Genomic DNA, 14,803 nt, shown 5'->3' with positions numbered 1-14,803 from the left:
CGCCGTGGCTGTGCGTTCTCGATCAGGCTCCGAGACCACTCGTCTTCGAGAGAAAGTCCAGCGGCTCGGTGTTGATCGCCACCAGCTCGTCGAGTGGATAGCGCTCGAACAACCACTGTTCGAGCAGGTTGAGGTTGCCCGGCACTGCGGCGATGTCCGTAAAATCGGTCTGATGGATGACTGCGTTCCAGGTCTCGGTCGCCGGGTCGAACCCGAGGAGGCTCATCCGGTCGGGGAGTGTGCAGACGACCGCGATGACGATGGTATCGTCGTCCTCGCCGTCTCCGGTCCACGCCCAAAACGGTGTGAGCAGTACCTCTGTGTTCTCTCCTTCGTAGGTTCCCATCTCCGCGAACGTGAGTGGTCGTGCCGGGAGCCCCTTGGTCACGGCTCGTGACATTGGTTGTCTCGGTCATTGTACGATATGATAACTATCGAGATACCGGCAAACGGAGTAAATCGAGAGACGAGAGTCTGATATTCGTCGGATTTGTCTCTCGATTGCCGGGTTGGTGGCGAGTAGTTATCGAAATTGATTTTCGGAAGGCGGGTTTCGAGTGGCCTTCCGTGTGGACGTCAGTGGTCAACTGGTATGCTTGGTCTCGCGACAGTCCCATTTGGGGTGAGGGATTCGACGGCCTCGATCTCGTCTGGTGACCTCGAACGCCCCCGGGCGCTCGACTCGGGGGATTCGCTGTCGTTCGAAAGAGCGCCGTGCGCTCTTTCGTGATGACGAGAGAGGTTTGCTCTCTCGAACCACGGTCCTCGCCTCCGGCTGCGGTCCGTGCGTCGCCCGCCTTCACCGACCGACTCGCTCCGCTCGTCGACCGAGCCATCCGCTCGCTTCGCTCGCGGAGACGCCGAGCGTCTGGCCCCGTTCAGTCCCACCCCTGTTCATCTCCAATGCCATCGGCGGCGGGAGTCTCGGACATACTCGACCGCCGACCCCGTGTTAACCAACAGTCGAGAGTTGTTGGTTAAGACACCTCGAATCGTCTCGGCTCCCGAGTGCCTGGCACGTTCAGCCTCACCCTTGTCTGTGTGAGCGTTCGCTGTCTGCTGGCTGCGAGTGTCCGTGCCGTGTCTGATTCGGCGTCGTTGACGCCTCGCCGCGCGTCACGGCTGACGCCGTTCGCTTCGCGGAACTCACGGTGTTCGTTCCGCGCTTCGCTCGCCTCCACGGGGCGGGGGCTACTGAGACGCTCACTGCGTTCGCGTCTCACTTCGCTCGCACCCTCCCGGTGCGCCAGCAGCCAAGTGTGGTTGCGGTTGCGACCCTGACGGGCCGAACCGCGAACCACCTTGGCGCTGGCCGCTCAGGTCCCCGCCCACGGCGCGCGCGGCTGGTTGATACACTCTCGAGGAGGCGTCTCGCTCGCGCCCACAAGGGGCGCTCGAAGGCGCGAGCGAGACGCGAGTTGTCGATGACTGGTCGTGGAGAGATGTGACTCATGTAGAGGTGAGTGTCGGTGAAGACGCGGTAGAGGACGCGCCTTCGGGATAGCACCCAATGTCTAGTAACAACGCAATCGGACAAGAAGCTTCGGAACAGATTGACGAACAGGCGCGAACGCGGGCGGTCGGGCGAGCAGCGCAGGCGACGCGGTGTGACGAGTGCGGTGGTCGGCTGGTTCATGAGTCGATCGAGACGGTGTGTGAGACGTGTGGATTGGTCGTTGACGAGGACGCCCTTCGACGGGCGATGAGCCCCAGTCTGCACAAGCAGGGTGCGGTCGGGTCGGGACACGTTGAGTGGTGCCTCGAGACGACGACGTCGCTTCGTGTGGACAAAGGCCTACACACGACGTTCTTCCTCTCCTCGGATGGGTACGGGAACGCGCTGACGAAGGCGCAGAAAGACAAGTTCGGGCGGCTGCGGATGCGACACAAGCGCTTCCAGATGGAGTCGAAGCGGGCGATTCGACTCAACGAAGGCCTCCGTGACATCCAGATGATCGTCGGCAATCTCGGACTCCCGAACGTCGTCGCGGCGGACGCGGCGGCGTTGTTGAAACAGGCCTCGGAGGAGCGGCTTCCGGGTGGTCGGATGGGGTGGGAGGCGCTCGCAGCTGGGGCAGTGTACGTGGCGACGAGCCAGTCTGGGTTCCGGCGAACGACCAAGGAGGTCGCGGTCCACGCGAAGACGTCGCACGAGCGACTGTGTGCAGCCGCGCGGAAGCTGCGGTGTGAACTCGGGTTGGTGAGCGAGGTGCCTCCAACCCAGGCGTGGGCGGTCGACGCAGTCGTCGAGGTGCTGGGCGAGCAGAAGGGACTGTCGCTCGATGTGTGTCTCGAACTCAGGCGGGTCGGCGAGTTCCTCCTCGAGTTGGCTGACGAGGCGTGTATCGGCCCAGGGACGGCACGTGTGACGATTGCGGCTGCGGCGGTGTATGTGGCTGACCGGTTGACCGAGGGGAAGGCGATGACTCAGCAGGACGTCGCGGACGCGGCAAGTGCAGTCGTGCCGACGTCGAAGTCGAAGGTGAGTGGATACTCTCGAGACGTGGCTGGGGCCTACAACGGACGGTACGGGACGCGTGAGGTCGCAGAGGTGCTGACGGGTCGGCTGGCCTGAGGGGGCCGGCTGCTCGTCTTTTTGTGCCCGCCACCCACGGTCCCGCCCCCCTCCCCACCCACCGCTCCGTGCTCGCTCCGTGAGACTCGCTTTTGCTCGTCTCACGTGCCCTCGTTCGCGATGCTCACGAGGACTCCGCTGCGCGCGCAGCCACGACCGGGCTGTGGTTCTCTCGTGTGCTCGTAGCTCTCAATACTCTCACAAGGTTGCCGGGGAGACCCGATTCCTCCGTTCGCCAAGAGATGCTTGGTGTGCCCTCGAGACACTGACGCCTTGAGCTGAAGCACCCCTCAACATACTGCTGGTCGAGTGGATTGTGACACGGATAATATAGAATCAGGCACCACTATCTCAATCGTCAGATGCCAGCTCCGCGACTGAACACCGCCTTCCCTTCGGAGCAATCTCCCCAAGATTATCGGCCAGTATGACCAGCAGAGCCTCACCAATCAATTCTCCTGCTACTGGAGGTACTGCATTCCCTATCTGACGGAACCAGCTGGTAAACGGCCCGAGAAAAATATAGTGGTCCGGGAACGATTGCAACCTCGCCGCCTCCCGGGGAGTGATTCCTCGGTTTCGCCTAGGATCTGCACGTTCAGGGTCCGGACGAGCGCATTCGTAGTAGTCGGGTAGTACAAACCCATTCGCGTCCTTAGCGAGGTGAGCGACTATTGTCGGTGATGGCTTCGACCATTCGAGTTTCCGATATTTGTCTCGGAAGCGGGGATTGTCGGCAGTTCCCACATCGTACTCAATATACTCGGCGTACTTCCCATCAGAATTGTACTTGACGTCCCAGCCAGTGTCTCCCGGCTGCAGCCCTTCCTCGAACAGGATTCTATCTTTTTCCATCGGGTGTTCACGTGCCCGGTGATTGAAGCAGAGCTCGGTTCCCTTGTGGAGGCCGTTCTGCTTCACGTACTGGCTTTTTGACCCTCGGCCAATCTCTGCCAAGACGCGTCCACCTTCCCCACGACGTAGACGTGGAAGTCCAGACAACCCCTGTCGGATTGTCCGATTGTCATCTATTATCTTGAGATTATTCAGAAGGTCCTCTGCCTCGTTTTCACTGACGGCAAGATCGTTCCGAATTCCGACAAGCAGAACACGTTCACGTTCCTGCGGAATTCCGAGCTCAGTCATATCTTGGAGACGGAAACAGACCTGATACCCTTCTCCGTTCTCACCAAGAGCTTCTAAGTCCTCAATTATCCAGTCGATGACGCGTACGTCCGTATCACCGACTTTGTTGACCATACCTTCCACATTCTCCATCACGATAGCCTTCGGACGAAGCTCGTCGACAGCTTCGACATATTTCGTGTACAGGGATGTCCGGTCGTCGTCAAGCACGCTGTAGTCGTCGTCTTTCGCTCGACGGGATCGGTATCCTGCTTGGGAGAGTGATTGACAAGGAGGCCCCCCTACGATAAGATCCGGATTGGGCGCCACTTCCCGAATTGCTGCGAATAAATCGATTTCCCTCACGTCGCCACAGACCACATTCTGATGTGGAATCCCCGGATGGTTCAGGCGGTATGTCGCAACAGCATCGGGCTCGATATCAATCGCCCACCGGATATCGTATCCCGCCCGAGCAAGACCGTGTGACAATCCTCCTGCTCCGGCGAACAGGTCGACGACCACAGGCCCATAACACTCCTTTTGTTGTTCCTCGAGCCGGTATGTTAGCAAGAACTTCCGTATTTCGCAGTTATCACCACAGCTAGCGGTGTCCGAGTTGACAGCATGGGTGGCGAGCGCTCGGTACAGAATAGGGACGTGGCGGTCGATCAGTTCCTCCTCGAGTTCGGTGTGACGACCAGTCGATTCTGGCGGGAGATCAGGAGCAAGCAACCCCAGCGAGACCAGTAGTTCATCAATCAGCGGGTCTGCGGGCCAAACTGGCTTGTCAAATGCGGTCTGAAGTATCCACCACGCGTCCTGCTCTCCGATCCTCGGAAGGGTTTGGAGGAATGTCACATAGGTTGAGTACTGGACTCTTGAGAAACTACAAAGAGTCGTGCCCTCTGTATAGCGTGTCTCACGAACTGCCTCAAGTAGCAATTGCAAGCAATCGATCCGTTCCGTGCTTACCCCCTTTCGAGGACTGGCAGCACAGACTGCCTCATGCAGGTCTTTCCGATCCAGCGCTGCGATGTCTTCCCAAGTCCCATACTCCTCGCGAAGGTTCGCTACCGTCTTCCTCGGAATCCGGTCGAAGAACCGTTTTGAAGGGGATGTCGTCTGTTTCCCAAGGACGACCGCAGCGACGGTGTCAAGTGGATCGTCGCTTTCGATGAGCGGGTCGCCACATGGACACTCCCCGTCAGGCTCGCTACTCTCCGCTTGGATAGCGTGGTACCGGCAGGGGTCCCCGCTTTTGGACTGATTTCGAGCGATGTTTTCGGGGGTGGCACGGGGACAGCCGGCAGGAGGCTGCTGTTGACGCCGAACGTGCTCTGCGGTCAGTGTATCTATGAGAAAATCGAGGTTATCCAGAAGCAACTGTTTGTGCAATGTGCGTTCAGCTTCTGGAGCAGAACGCACCTGCTCAGATGGAGAACCGCAAGAAGTGGCCGGTCCGGACATAGGTACCCTTTCTGCGTGGTGTGATTTAAACCTCCTGGTCATGCGGTTCCGGAAACTCAGGCAGCCGGTGGAACACATCTTGAGCACGGCTCATGGTGTCTCATCTCAAAGTAGAGGTACAGAAATTGACCCAGTGACCGGATTGCAGGGAATCGGGTCTTAGCGTTATCAGAGCGACCGAAGCGAGAGGCGTTTCACAAACTCCCCTTCAGTCTGCGTGCGGATCTGTTCACGTACTCCATCACGATCGGACGCGAGTCCGAACTCATCATCGAGCTGGTCAAACTCCACAATATCGAGTGTATCCTCGAGAAGACCGATACGTCTGTCCTGCAACGCCTCGTACGTCCAAAGAGAATTGAAATAGTCTGCCAAGGCTGAATCAATCTGGTCACGCTCTCCTGCCTTGATTGCTTGAGACTGTTCAAGTAGGGATTCGAGTTTGTCCCTGTCCACTACTCCCTCTGTTTCGGTGAAATATCGGTTCGGGAGGATGCTCCGGAAGTCCTCCCCGGTATCGAAGTACTGAGGCATTTTTTCGGCGAGATGGAGATTGCTCGCCTTGATGTTGTCACTGTCGCGGAGCAGGAGGAAATTCCCGAGGTCGTTGACAAAACGCTGAGAAATAAACTCCTTGATATTGTCTCGACGTTGACGTTTGTCCTCGTCGAGTTCGCCGTCCCTGCGACACAACTTGATATAGGTCTGAATTGCTTCTGCGATCTCTACCTCGTTGTCCTCGAGTTGGAAGAATTCAGTCAGCCATATCGGGTTGTCAACGTCATGTATCAGACTCTGTGGGAGTACGTGTTCGAGATGAATGCTTCCCATGTTCAGACGCCGTTCGACGTACATTCCGTCCTCACGGAAGTGTTCGTTCGCGACTTTCCCGAACAACAATTTCGCGGTCTGAGGGTTCCATGCCTGTGCTTGAGTGACAATATCCACGAACCTATCTGAAAACATCGACGGGTTCGACGACCGCATCTCGTCAATCAGATAGCGACACGAGTCACCGTACACGTTCTCACGATCCTCTTTCTCGGGCGAAAGCGAGAATCGATGGACGGTTTCGATGAATATTTCTTGGAAGATGTTCGGATCTTCCCCAACGAGGAGCCGTCTGAAATTGAGTTTCTCGACCGCGTCCAGTGCTTCGTAGAGCTGTTCACCGCTCGCAGTCGGGTCCGTCACCGTGTGGTGATACAGCGCCAAAACAAATGGACGCCACTGATTCATCCGCTGGTCGTTGAGACGAACCAGCACCTCCTGGCATTTCTCGTGTGCCTCTGTGAGAGCGAGGTCGGTAGGATCCAGCGCTGAATTAGTGATGTGTTTGTAGTACTGAACGAGGTCGTGAGCATGGTCGAGGAAGTCTCGAGCGTCGTCCGGATGGCGCAATCGTGGACGAACATCGGACTCGAGATTGCGCGTCGCGAACGCGTTGGTGAGTTCCGCACTGGCTTCACCTACCGTCTCGATTTCGGGGTCGACGATGCTGAGGTAGACGGAGAGATAGTCGTCAATCTGATCGACATCGGTGGCGAATGCGACCACAATATCTTCCCACTTATCCACGTACTCTTGTCGGTCGTCGGCATCGAAGAACGCGTTCACGACCGCCGCTCGGATACGGTCGATCTTGGTGAGTTCCAGCCCGCGGTCGTTGAGAATCTTGAAGATTTGCATCCGGAAGTCGGGTGCCGCGTTCCGGATAATGAACTCGCCGACGTGATACGAATTCTGGATGTAGTGCCCGAGATTAATCAGCGCTAGCGCCTTGCTGTCGGTATCGTCTGCCGTATCAACGACCTCCTGAACGCGGTCTTTGTAGAAGTTGTAGGCGTCGAGCAATCGCCAGTTCGAGTCATATACCGGCGTGAAATTTGAGAAAGAGGACGTATCAGGGTCTTGTTCTTCGACGACTTGTTCGCTAATTCGGAATTCCTCAACGAGGTCCGATATTCTAGTCGCATCACCGCGGCGACCGTCGACGTATTCACGTTCGTCTGAACAGAGATACTCTAGTCGGGCTTCAGGCCCCAGCATGAGGGCCTCGAAGAACCCTAGGTCTGCGTCGTCGTCATCATCGTGCTTGTTGAGAGACAGACGCGGGACGTCTCCCTTGAGCGGATTCTCGAAGCGGTAGAGAAGGGACTCAATCTGCTTGATACTCCCATCCCGTAGTCGACTGACAGTCTCCTGCCGGATCGACTCGGCGTTGAGGGCACGGAGTTCCTCGAGGATAGAGAGTAAGAGGATGTTGACCGATGTGAGTCGTTGTTGGCCGTCAATAATTTCGTGTGTGTTGCTGTCTTTGTCGACAGCGAAGTACATCGAACTAAAGAACACGTCAGAGATGTCGGAGTCCTTGACGAGATCGGCCTCCACGAACTGCTGGAGGTCAGACCACAGTTGTCGATGGTGCTTTTCTTTCCATGAAAACAGTCGCTGGTATTCCGGAACGTTAAATCTCCGATCAGAGAGAATCTCTTCCAACGTTCTCTTTTCCATCTCGAAATTGTCGCCCGCGATCTGCTGCATCGCGACGTGGTCTGCAACCGCTGTTATATCGAGGTCAACGTGGTCGTAATCAATGTAGGTATCGTAGAGCGTCCGATTTTCATCAGCCATACCGGTCTGTCAGAGAGGATGCACATATTAGTGCCTCATACGATATTGATATTGATATTGATAACGTAACAGTAGCAGACAGTACCGGATGCGCTTTGTCAATTCACATGAACTTAGATATTCAATAAACCCTATTAATCAATTAGAGATACCGTTGTCGCGGCCTCCGAGTTCAGTAGGAAGCTTACGAGGTCAACGAAGCCCTCGACGGGTGGACCTTCGAGGAGCACACCGGTTTCGAGATAGTGCTCAAATCCGTAGTCTGTGACGTTCGCACTCCCGACGTACGCTGCTTTATCGTCGAAGAGCATGATCTTGGCGTGTAGAGTAAACGCAGGGGTAGCACCATCTTGACGACGTTGTGTCGAGGGTGTTCCAGTACTCCAGCGCGTATAGTCCACACACCTGAGAAGTGACCGGTCGAGGTTGCGCTCATCCGCTCTCTCTGCGAACGACTTCAGGACCGAGTAGTTGTACGAGTCTGTGTCTGTGAGATACCGGGAAATTATCCTCATATACACACCTCGCTCCATGGCTGCAAGCAACACGTCTTCGAGATGAGCGAACCCGTCTCTCTCGAAGAACGGTGCTACCAGCGTGATCGTTGTGTTGCTCCTCTTGATCTGTCGCGTAAGGGTAGGCATCAGCCATGACATCCCGAACGAGGTCGGGCTCACCTCATCGAAGGCGGGGTCAGCGGGGAACGTTACCAGCGGCGTTGCCTCTGTCGCCGGTGGTTGACGGGCTTCGTATGCGTTGACACTGCGCGCAGCGTAGCGGGCTGTCTCGAATACCCTCCGGCACACCTCTACGTTGATCCGGTAGGGGCTGTCCTCGACACTCGTTCTGAACGACTCGCGAGTGACCGCGTCAGTCTGTGAGAGCTGTCGAAATGTGTCGGTCGTTGCGGCAACGGAGACATCTGTTCTGTTCGCAATCTCTGCGGGCGTCACCAGTTCACCGCGGCCGCCAGACAGGACTAACAGGCCTTCGAGCTGGGAGAGGAGTTGCTCGTCGCGATCGACGTACTCGGCGATAGCAAGGGGCAACCACGTCGAGTCAGATTCGTCGTCAGTCATATGAATTCTATATAAGTCGGTGGCCGTACACGCTAGGAGCCGATTACAGTGTCCAGTATCCGGCGATGTCCTTGTCAGTGTTCGGTCGACTCCCGAACAGGAAGTCCCGAGAGAGGACTTGGTTGAAGTACGAACAGCTGATCTCACTCACGTGCAGGCAGGAGAGACAGGCCCCACCGCGCTGTGAGCAGACCGGGTCGTACACACACTCGTTGCCGTGCGTTTCGGCCTGTCCGAGGAGGTTATCCAGTTGCTGTTCGACCATCGTGTGCATCCCGCCGATGTTGAACTCTTCCCGGTTATTCGCGTAGATGACGACAGAGAGCGCGCGCGGGAAGAGGAACTCGCTGAGGTTCGTTCGGTCGAATCCACTGATGGTACTGGCCTGCTTCAGCAGGATGTGACTCAGCGTGTGGACCAGCTGGAACACGTGCTCTGTGACCTGCTCCTCGACCGAATCGTCGAGGTCCGTCTGGAACTTGCCGTACCGTTCGACTGGCGCGAGGTGATTGAGCAGGAACGCCCACTGCTCATCGCTGGAGAGCGATTCGATTTCGCTTCTCGCGTGCTCGAGTGCAGCGTCGTCGCGGCCGCTGACCTCTGGGAGGACGATGTCTCCGTTCACCGCGGTCGGGTCGCTCGTCTCGGGGATGTTGAGTGCGAGCCACAGCAGGACCTGTGCGGGGTCTAGGTCGAACTGAACCGCTTCTGTTTCGGACGTGTCGACGAAGATCGGCGTTCCGTCACCGTCACTCGCGCTCTGTGAGAACGCGTTGATCCGTGCTTCGCCTTCCTCACGGCTGCCACGGGTGTACCCGTAGACGAACGTCTGTACAGGGAAGTCCTCGATGACGCGGACGTCGTCGAATCCGAGCGCCTCCAGGTCGTCGTGGTAGCTGTTGATGCGGTCCGCTTTGTCGGTGAACCCACGGTCCCGGGCGTCCGATTCCAGTTCGTCCAGTGTATCCGTCGTGAGCGACTCGCGGCTGAGGACGTACTGGAGAATCTCGTCACCAGCCTCGGTGAGCTCGGAGGTTTCGCCGTCCGTATCGAGAGCGAGTGTCTCGCCGAGACGCTCGAGGATGGTCTGGCTCTCCAGCGTCCCCTGTTCACGGAGGTGCTCACGTGCCTGGTCGAGCGTGGTGATGTCGTCGTGTGTGGTGTAGATCTCCACCACCTTCTCGTCGTCTACCTCGACCTGGCCGGTTCGCTGGTGCAGACTGACGTCCTGAAGCGACCCGGCATCTGACAGTCCGAACAGCTTCGCGATCGCTCTCTTTGCTCCGTCCTCAGAGTTCCGGAGGTGCCCGATGCCTGCGGTGTGCAGGTTCACTGTCGAGAGGTAGTGGGGGTAGAAGACGCTCCCGGCCCGGTGGACCGTCGTGTACATCCCGTCATTCTCCTCTGCTTCGGGGGCCATGTAGTCGCAATTGCAGTTCTGGTAGTTCCGGATGGGAGTGTCCCATGAACAGTTACCGACCTCACAGCTCCAGTGGAAGTTCCGGACACGTTGACTGTTTCGGCGGTTGAGTATGACGTGCTGGTCCCCGTGGTTTGGGCACTTCTGCGGGTAGAGGCGTCGGATTTCTCCGCAGGTGTGAACACTCACGAACTGGTACTGTTCGAGGTTCCCGTTACAGCCAGATCGCTCACAGGTGAGATCAGGGTTGTTGTTCTTGACCTCGTCTGCGGTGTAGTACCCGTGCGCTTTGTCGCACTTCTGGCACTCGTAGGTCGTGGGGAACGGTTCGGCCCGGACACCCTCGGGGACGCCGAAGTGGTAGTGGTCGGTGTTGTTCGAGACGAAGCCGTTCTGGCCCCCGTCCCAGTTTCGGATGCGTGCGAGGACGCGGCCGAGGATGTAGTCCTTGCTGACGGTACCACTCGCATCGCTCGTCTCAAGTCGCGTGGTCTTCCAGATGCCCCGCTGACCGCTGTAGTCGAACGTGTTCTCGGGCAGGAACTGGTAGAGTACCTGCGACTTGCTACGTTCCATTGACATTGTTATCGGTTGTTGTAGGTGCTGAGGATGTCCTTGTACTTCCACTCAGGATCGATCGGGAGCTGTTCGTCGACGTCACGCAGGCTCCGCATCGGAGGACCGGGGAGGCGCTCGCTCGTCCACTGTCGGTCACTCAACTGGACCTCGGAGATCGCACTCCGGGTGAGCTGCCGGACGTCGTCGCTGAACTCCGGTGGGACCTCCGACCCACCGTACATGTCCACGAGGAGGTTCTCGAGGTCGACGTCGTCGACCGTCGAGAGGAACTCTTCGGCCCGGTCACCGAAGTACATCAGCTCCCCGTCGTCGGTGTACATGTAGTGGTTAAGCAGGAGCGACATGAACTGCCCCGGCTGCGTCCGCTTGACGCTGTTCTTCGCCCATCGGTTCACCGAGACGGGTTCGACGAGCCGGTCGAGGAACTGGTGGTACTTCTCGAAGAAGTGGTAGTGACTCAGGTCACGTTCCCGGATGGGGTGGAGGATGTTGAACACAAGCCCGGGGTGTGCGCGACCAGCCCGGGAACTGGACTGGATGTACTCAGCAGTGGCACGCGGCATTCCGAAGAACACCATCATGTTGAACCGGTCGACGTCCACCCCGTGGCTGATCATGCTGGTGGCGGTCACCGTGTTGGGACGGTACGCGAGTAGCCAGGCGAGCCCTTCTCGCACCTCGGGGGACGCCGCACGAAGGGCGACGCGGAACTCCGTCCGCGGAGTTCTGTCCTCGTCGAGTTCTGCCGCGAGGACATCACGGAGCTCCATGATGTCCGGGATGTCATCCTCATCGACGAGGCCGTCGTCGGCGAGGCTGTGCAGGAGGGCATCGTCTTCGTCCTCCTGCCACGGGTCGTCGAGCTGGTCCAGAATGGTCTGGACCTCCTCGAAGGGCGTCCCACCAGTCATGCGCTCGGAGTTGAGTGGCGGGCGGCCTTCCCCACGGAAGTACGCGTTCAGCTGGCTGACGAACGACTGGTCCAGACGGTCGCCGTCCTTCTTCGACAGCAGGTAGGTCAGGCTCGTGCTGTAGAGCGTGAGGATGTCGATGACCTCCGCGATGGAGTCCGCTGACAGGGCCTCACTGGTATCGGTCCCGTCCAGTGCTACACCCGTGAGGAGGTCCTCGGGCGACTCCATCGCCATCCGGAGGAGGTCCTGGACCTCCTCGTGGAAGGTGAACAGGACGTCGATGATGGAGTTGATGTGCGTCTTCCCGTGCGGGATGAGCCCCATGTAGTACCGCTGTGTCTCGGGCTGTTCCATCGCGTAGAAGTTCTCGCGAAGGAAGGGGCCCGGCGACGGGAAGCGCTCTGCGGGCCGAAGGAACAGGTGGTACACCTGGTCCTCGTAGGCCGTGATCGTCGCCGTGGGTGCGAGTACCTTCGTCTTCCCGGCGTCGACGATCTCTTGGAGCGTCTGGACGCCCGTCTCGTAGTGGCCGTCGAAGCTCCCCACGCTCTCTTCGAGGAGGTGGAGTTCGTCGGGGACCATCAGGGATGGTGCCGGGTCGTACACGTCTATCGGCGACGCCATCAACTCGAACTCGTCCTTGTCGATGTCACAGCCGTACTTCTCGGTACACTCACCGAGACTGGCGAAGCCGTGCGTCGGGCACTCGTACTCCATCTCTCCCGTCAGGATGTGTGCCATCTTCCGCTGGTAGCCGACTGCGGTGATCTTGTCGATGGTCCCCGCGAGGATGCTCGGCGTGTAGCGGTAGAGCTCGTTGTCGACGACGTGGATCGGGAGTTCGTCCTCCGCGTAGACCTCCTGGGCCGTGGTCTCGCGCTTCTGCCAGTCACACTCGAAGGGATTCCCGGTACAGACGTGCGCGAGGCGGATGTCCTCCGTGACTCGCATCTCGACCCGGGACCCACAGGCTGGGCAGCTCGGAACGACCTTCGCCTCCTCCCGGAGCTTCTCGTCCTGCTTGTAGCGCGTGAAGTTGTCGTTGTTGTAGCCCGTGAGCGCGTTCGGCGTGTTCTTCTTGCCGACGAGGAAACCGACACTGAACGGACGAGACGGGCGGCTCCCAATGTCGTCCTGGTCACGGCGAACGAGGTCAGCGTATATGATGGTCTCCGACATCCGCTGAAGCTGCTGGAGCGACAGGAGACGGAGCGGGAACCGCGTCCACGTCGTCACCCCGAAGTGTTTGCCCCGGATGCGGTCGAAGAACATGTTCCAGACGGCAACACCGAAGAACGCCTCGGACTTGCCGCCGCCGGTCGGGAACCAGAGCACGTCGACGACGTCGAGGGCGCCTTCGGCCTTCTCGAACCGCTCTGAGAGGTCCTCCTCGTCACGCCAGCTAATCTCGTCCCACTCCTCGTACTCGCGGCCCGCGATGTCGGGAACGAGCATGACGATGAACACGAGCTGGAACAGTCGCCACGTGTCGAAGTCGTGCATCCGGTCCATCGACTCGTTCATCAGTTCGAACGCGCGCCCGACCGTGTCCGGGTGTTCGCGAAGCACGCGGATGCCACGACAGAATCGGATGATTTCGCGTTCGAATGCAGCCCTGTCTTCCTCGAAGTCCTCGCGGTCGGCGTCCGTCCAGTCGCCCCGCTTTTTGTATTCCCGGAGGGCTTCCGGGTAGGCGGTTTCGAGGTACTCGTCCATGGCGTCCGCGACCGACTCCAGTACCTCGTACCCGCCGCCCTGAAGGTCTGCGAGCTCGCTGAACGCCGGGTTCACGCCTCGATCGGCGGACTCGTAGACCAGCTGGCGGTACTCGGGGATGAAGTCCGTTTTGAGGTGGTCCGTGTGCGGGTCGGCACGAGGTGCGGAGCGACCCGGTGTGGCATCACCGAGCGTCTCCTCGTAGTCGGGAGCGTTGATCGTGCAGTTCCGTCCGTGTCCCCAGAGGTCGCGGTTGTAGCGGAAGTCCTCGGGCAGGGGGTCGAACGTGAAGGGGGTGAACTCCACGTCGCCGTTCGCGCTGAGGTCGAGCTGAACCTCGAACAGGGTCGGGTCGCGGAGCGTGTAGACGTAGTCCCGCTTCGACTGTCTGCCCGTGTTCGTGACCTCGATGTCGAGCAGGAGTTCGTCACCGTTGCTCTCACGGTCCTCGGTGGTGACGACCTGTACTGACAGGTCCCAGTCCGGTATCGCCGGCGTTCCGTCCCGTTCTTCGAGGTAGTCGTTGAACGCCGTCTCGTTCTGGAGGACGTAGTTCGGGACGTCCTCGTCGGGCTTGTCGTCTCCGTTGTCGAGGTAGATGTCGTCGCGCGCTACAGCCCGTTCGCGAGCGTCGTCCACGGCCGCCCTGATCGCTTCGGAGGCGCGCTCCCGAACGACCTCCGGGGTTGTCCGGGTTCCGCCTGCGATGGCCTCGTAGGGGACCTCGATCGATGGTACCTCCAGTTCGAGGCGTTCGAAGACGGGGAGGAGCGTGGTGTTCTCGGTCTCGTCGTCGTCGCGGTCGGCCAGCGAGACGTACTCCTCGCGTCGGTCCATCTCCTCGTAGGTCGGGTTCACGCGCACCCACACGCTCCCCGTGATGTCGATGGAAATCGTGTCACCGGCGGACCCGTTTCGGATGCGGGTCATGGTACCGATAGCGTGGGGCTCCATCTTCGACTGGAGGTCGTCGTCATCGCTGTCCCCGAGGTCGCTGTTCCCATCGAGGGCCAGTGCTCCGGCGAAGAATTTGTCGCTCGGGGCGTCGCGCTTGACCCGAGCGTCTTCACCCTCGAGATTTCCGCTCACCCGGTCAGTGATGCGTTTTCGGAGGTGTCGTGCGATGCGTTCCTCGTCGTCCGGAGGGCCGGCGTCCGTATCTGGCTCGAACCCTGTCATGTTGCGCCTAGGACAAATCGTGCCACCCGACTTATACTTTTGCCTCAGACCAGCACCTCAAGCAAGAGCATGAGCTCGGTGCTGGTCTGAGATTTTAGCGTCGTGCGCGTTC

The 14,803-nt window shown here is 59.0% G+C and carries 7 protein-coding genes; 1 reads left to right on the top strand and 6 read right to left on the bottom strand.

Annotated features, from left to right (window positions below):
- Positions 1-22 precede the first annotated feature (22 nt).
- Positions 23-400: a hypothetical protein gene (locus E6N53_RS14680; RefSeq protein ID WP_142860318.1), complete on the bottom strand. Its 378-nt coding sequence runs from the start codon at positions 398-400 to the stop codon at positions 23-25.
- A gap of 1,110 nt (positions 401-1,510) precedes the next feature.
- On the opposite strand from E6N53_RS14680, the gene E6N53_RS14675 reads away from it, so the two are divergent.
- A complete protein-coding gene (locus tag E6N53_RS14675; RefSeq protein ID WP_142860317.1) occupies positions 1,511-2,575 on the top strand; it encodes a transcription initiation factor IIB in 1,065 nt (354 codons plus the stop codon).
- Between the two features lie 351 nt (positions 2,576-2,926).
- Here E6N53_RS14675 and dcm read toward each other — a convergent pair whose 3' ends face one another.
- From dcm to E6N53_RS14650, 5 genes are all read right to left on the bottom strand, one after another.
- Complete coding sequence (dcm, locus tag E6N53_RS14670; protein ID WP_236642370.1) at positions 2,927-5,170, bottom strand: DNA cytosine methyltransferase; 2,244 nt, start codon at positions 5,168-5,170, stop codon at positions 2,927-2,929.
- 168 nt (positions 5,171-5,338) lie between these two features.
- Positions 5,339-7,804 (bottom strand): DUF262 domain-containing protein, encoded by a 2,466-nt coding sequence (locus tag E6N53_RS14665; protein ID WP_142860316.1) that lies wholly within the window; start codon positions 7,802-7,804, stop codon positions 5,339-5,341.
- Positions 7,805-7,938: 134 nt separating this feature from the next.
- Complete coding sequence (locus E6N53_RS21100; RefSeq protein WP_201741158.1) at positions 7,939-8,883, bottom strand: phospholipase D-like domain-containing protein; 945 nt, start codon at positions 8,881-8,883, stop codon at positions 7,939-7,941.
- Positions 8,884-8,926: 43 nt separating this feature from the next.
- The gene (locus E6N53_RS14655; RefSeq protein ID WP_236642369.1) at positions 8,927-10,879 is read right to left on the bottom strand and encodes a hypothetical protein; all 1,953 of its coding nucleotides are present in this window, start codon (positions 10,877-10,879) and stop codon (positions 8,927-8,929) included.
- An 8-nt stretch (positions 10,880-10,887) separates the two neighbouring features.
- Positions 10,888-14,691 carry a helicase-related protein gene (locus E6N53_RS14650; RefSeq protein WP_142860314.1) on the bottom strand — a complete coding sequence of 1,268 codons (3,804 nt, stop codon included), beginning with the start codon at positions 14,689-14,691 and terminating at the stop codon, positions 10,888-10,890.
- Between the last annotated feature and the right edge of the window lie 112 nt (positions 14,692-14,803).

Origin of the sequence: Salinigranum halophilum, from assembly GCF_007004735.1 — an archaeon.
Lineage (GTDB): Archaea > Halobacteriota > Halobacteria > Halobacteriales > Haloferacaceae > Salinigranum > Salinigranum halophilum.
The sequence above is the reverse complement of the archived record's forward strand: the minus strand, read 5'-3'. Positions and strand labels throughout refer to the sequence as shown.

Excerpts from the sequence above, each read along its gene's own strand:
- E6N53_RS14655 (WP_236642369.1), bottom strand. The coding sequence starts at position 10,879 with ATGGAACGTAGCAAGTCGCAGGTACTCTACCAGTTCCTGCCCGAGAAC.
- E6N53_RS14665 (WP_142860316.1), bottom strand. The coding sequence starts at position 7,804 with ATGGCTGATGAAAATCGGACGCTCTACGATACCTACATTGATTACGAC.
- E6N53_RS14680 (WP_142860318.1), bottom strand. The coding sequence starts at position 400 with ATGTCACGAGCCGTGACCAAGGGGCTCCCGGCACGACCACTCACGTTC.
- dcm (WP_236642370.1), bottom strand. The coding sequence starts at position 5,170 with ATGTCCGGACCGGCCACTTCTTGCGGTTCTCCATCTGAGCAGGTGCGT.
- E6N53_RS21100 (WP_201741158.1), bottom strand. The coding sequence starts at position 8,883 with ATGACTGACGACGAATCTGACTCGACGTGGTTGCCCCTTGCTATCGCC.
- E6N53_RS14675 (WP_142860317.1), top strand. The coding sequence starts at position 1,511 with ATGTCTAGTAACAACGCAATCGGACAAGAAGCTTCGGAACAGATTGAC.
- E6N53_RS14650 (WP_142860314.1), bottom strand. The coding sequence starts at position 14,691 with ATGACAGGGTTCGAGCCAGATACGGACGCCGGCCCTCCGGACGACGAG.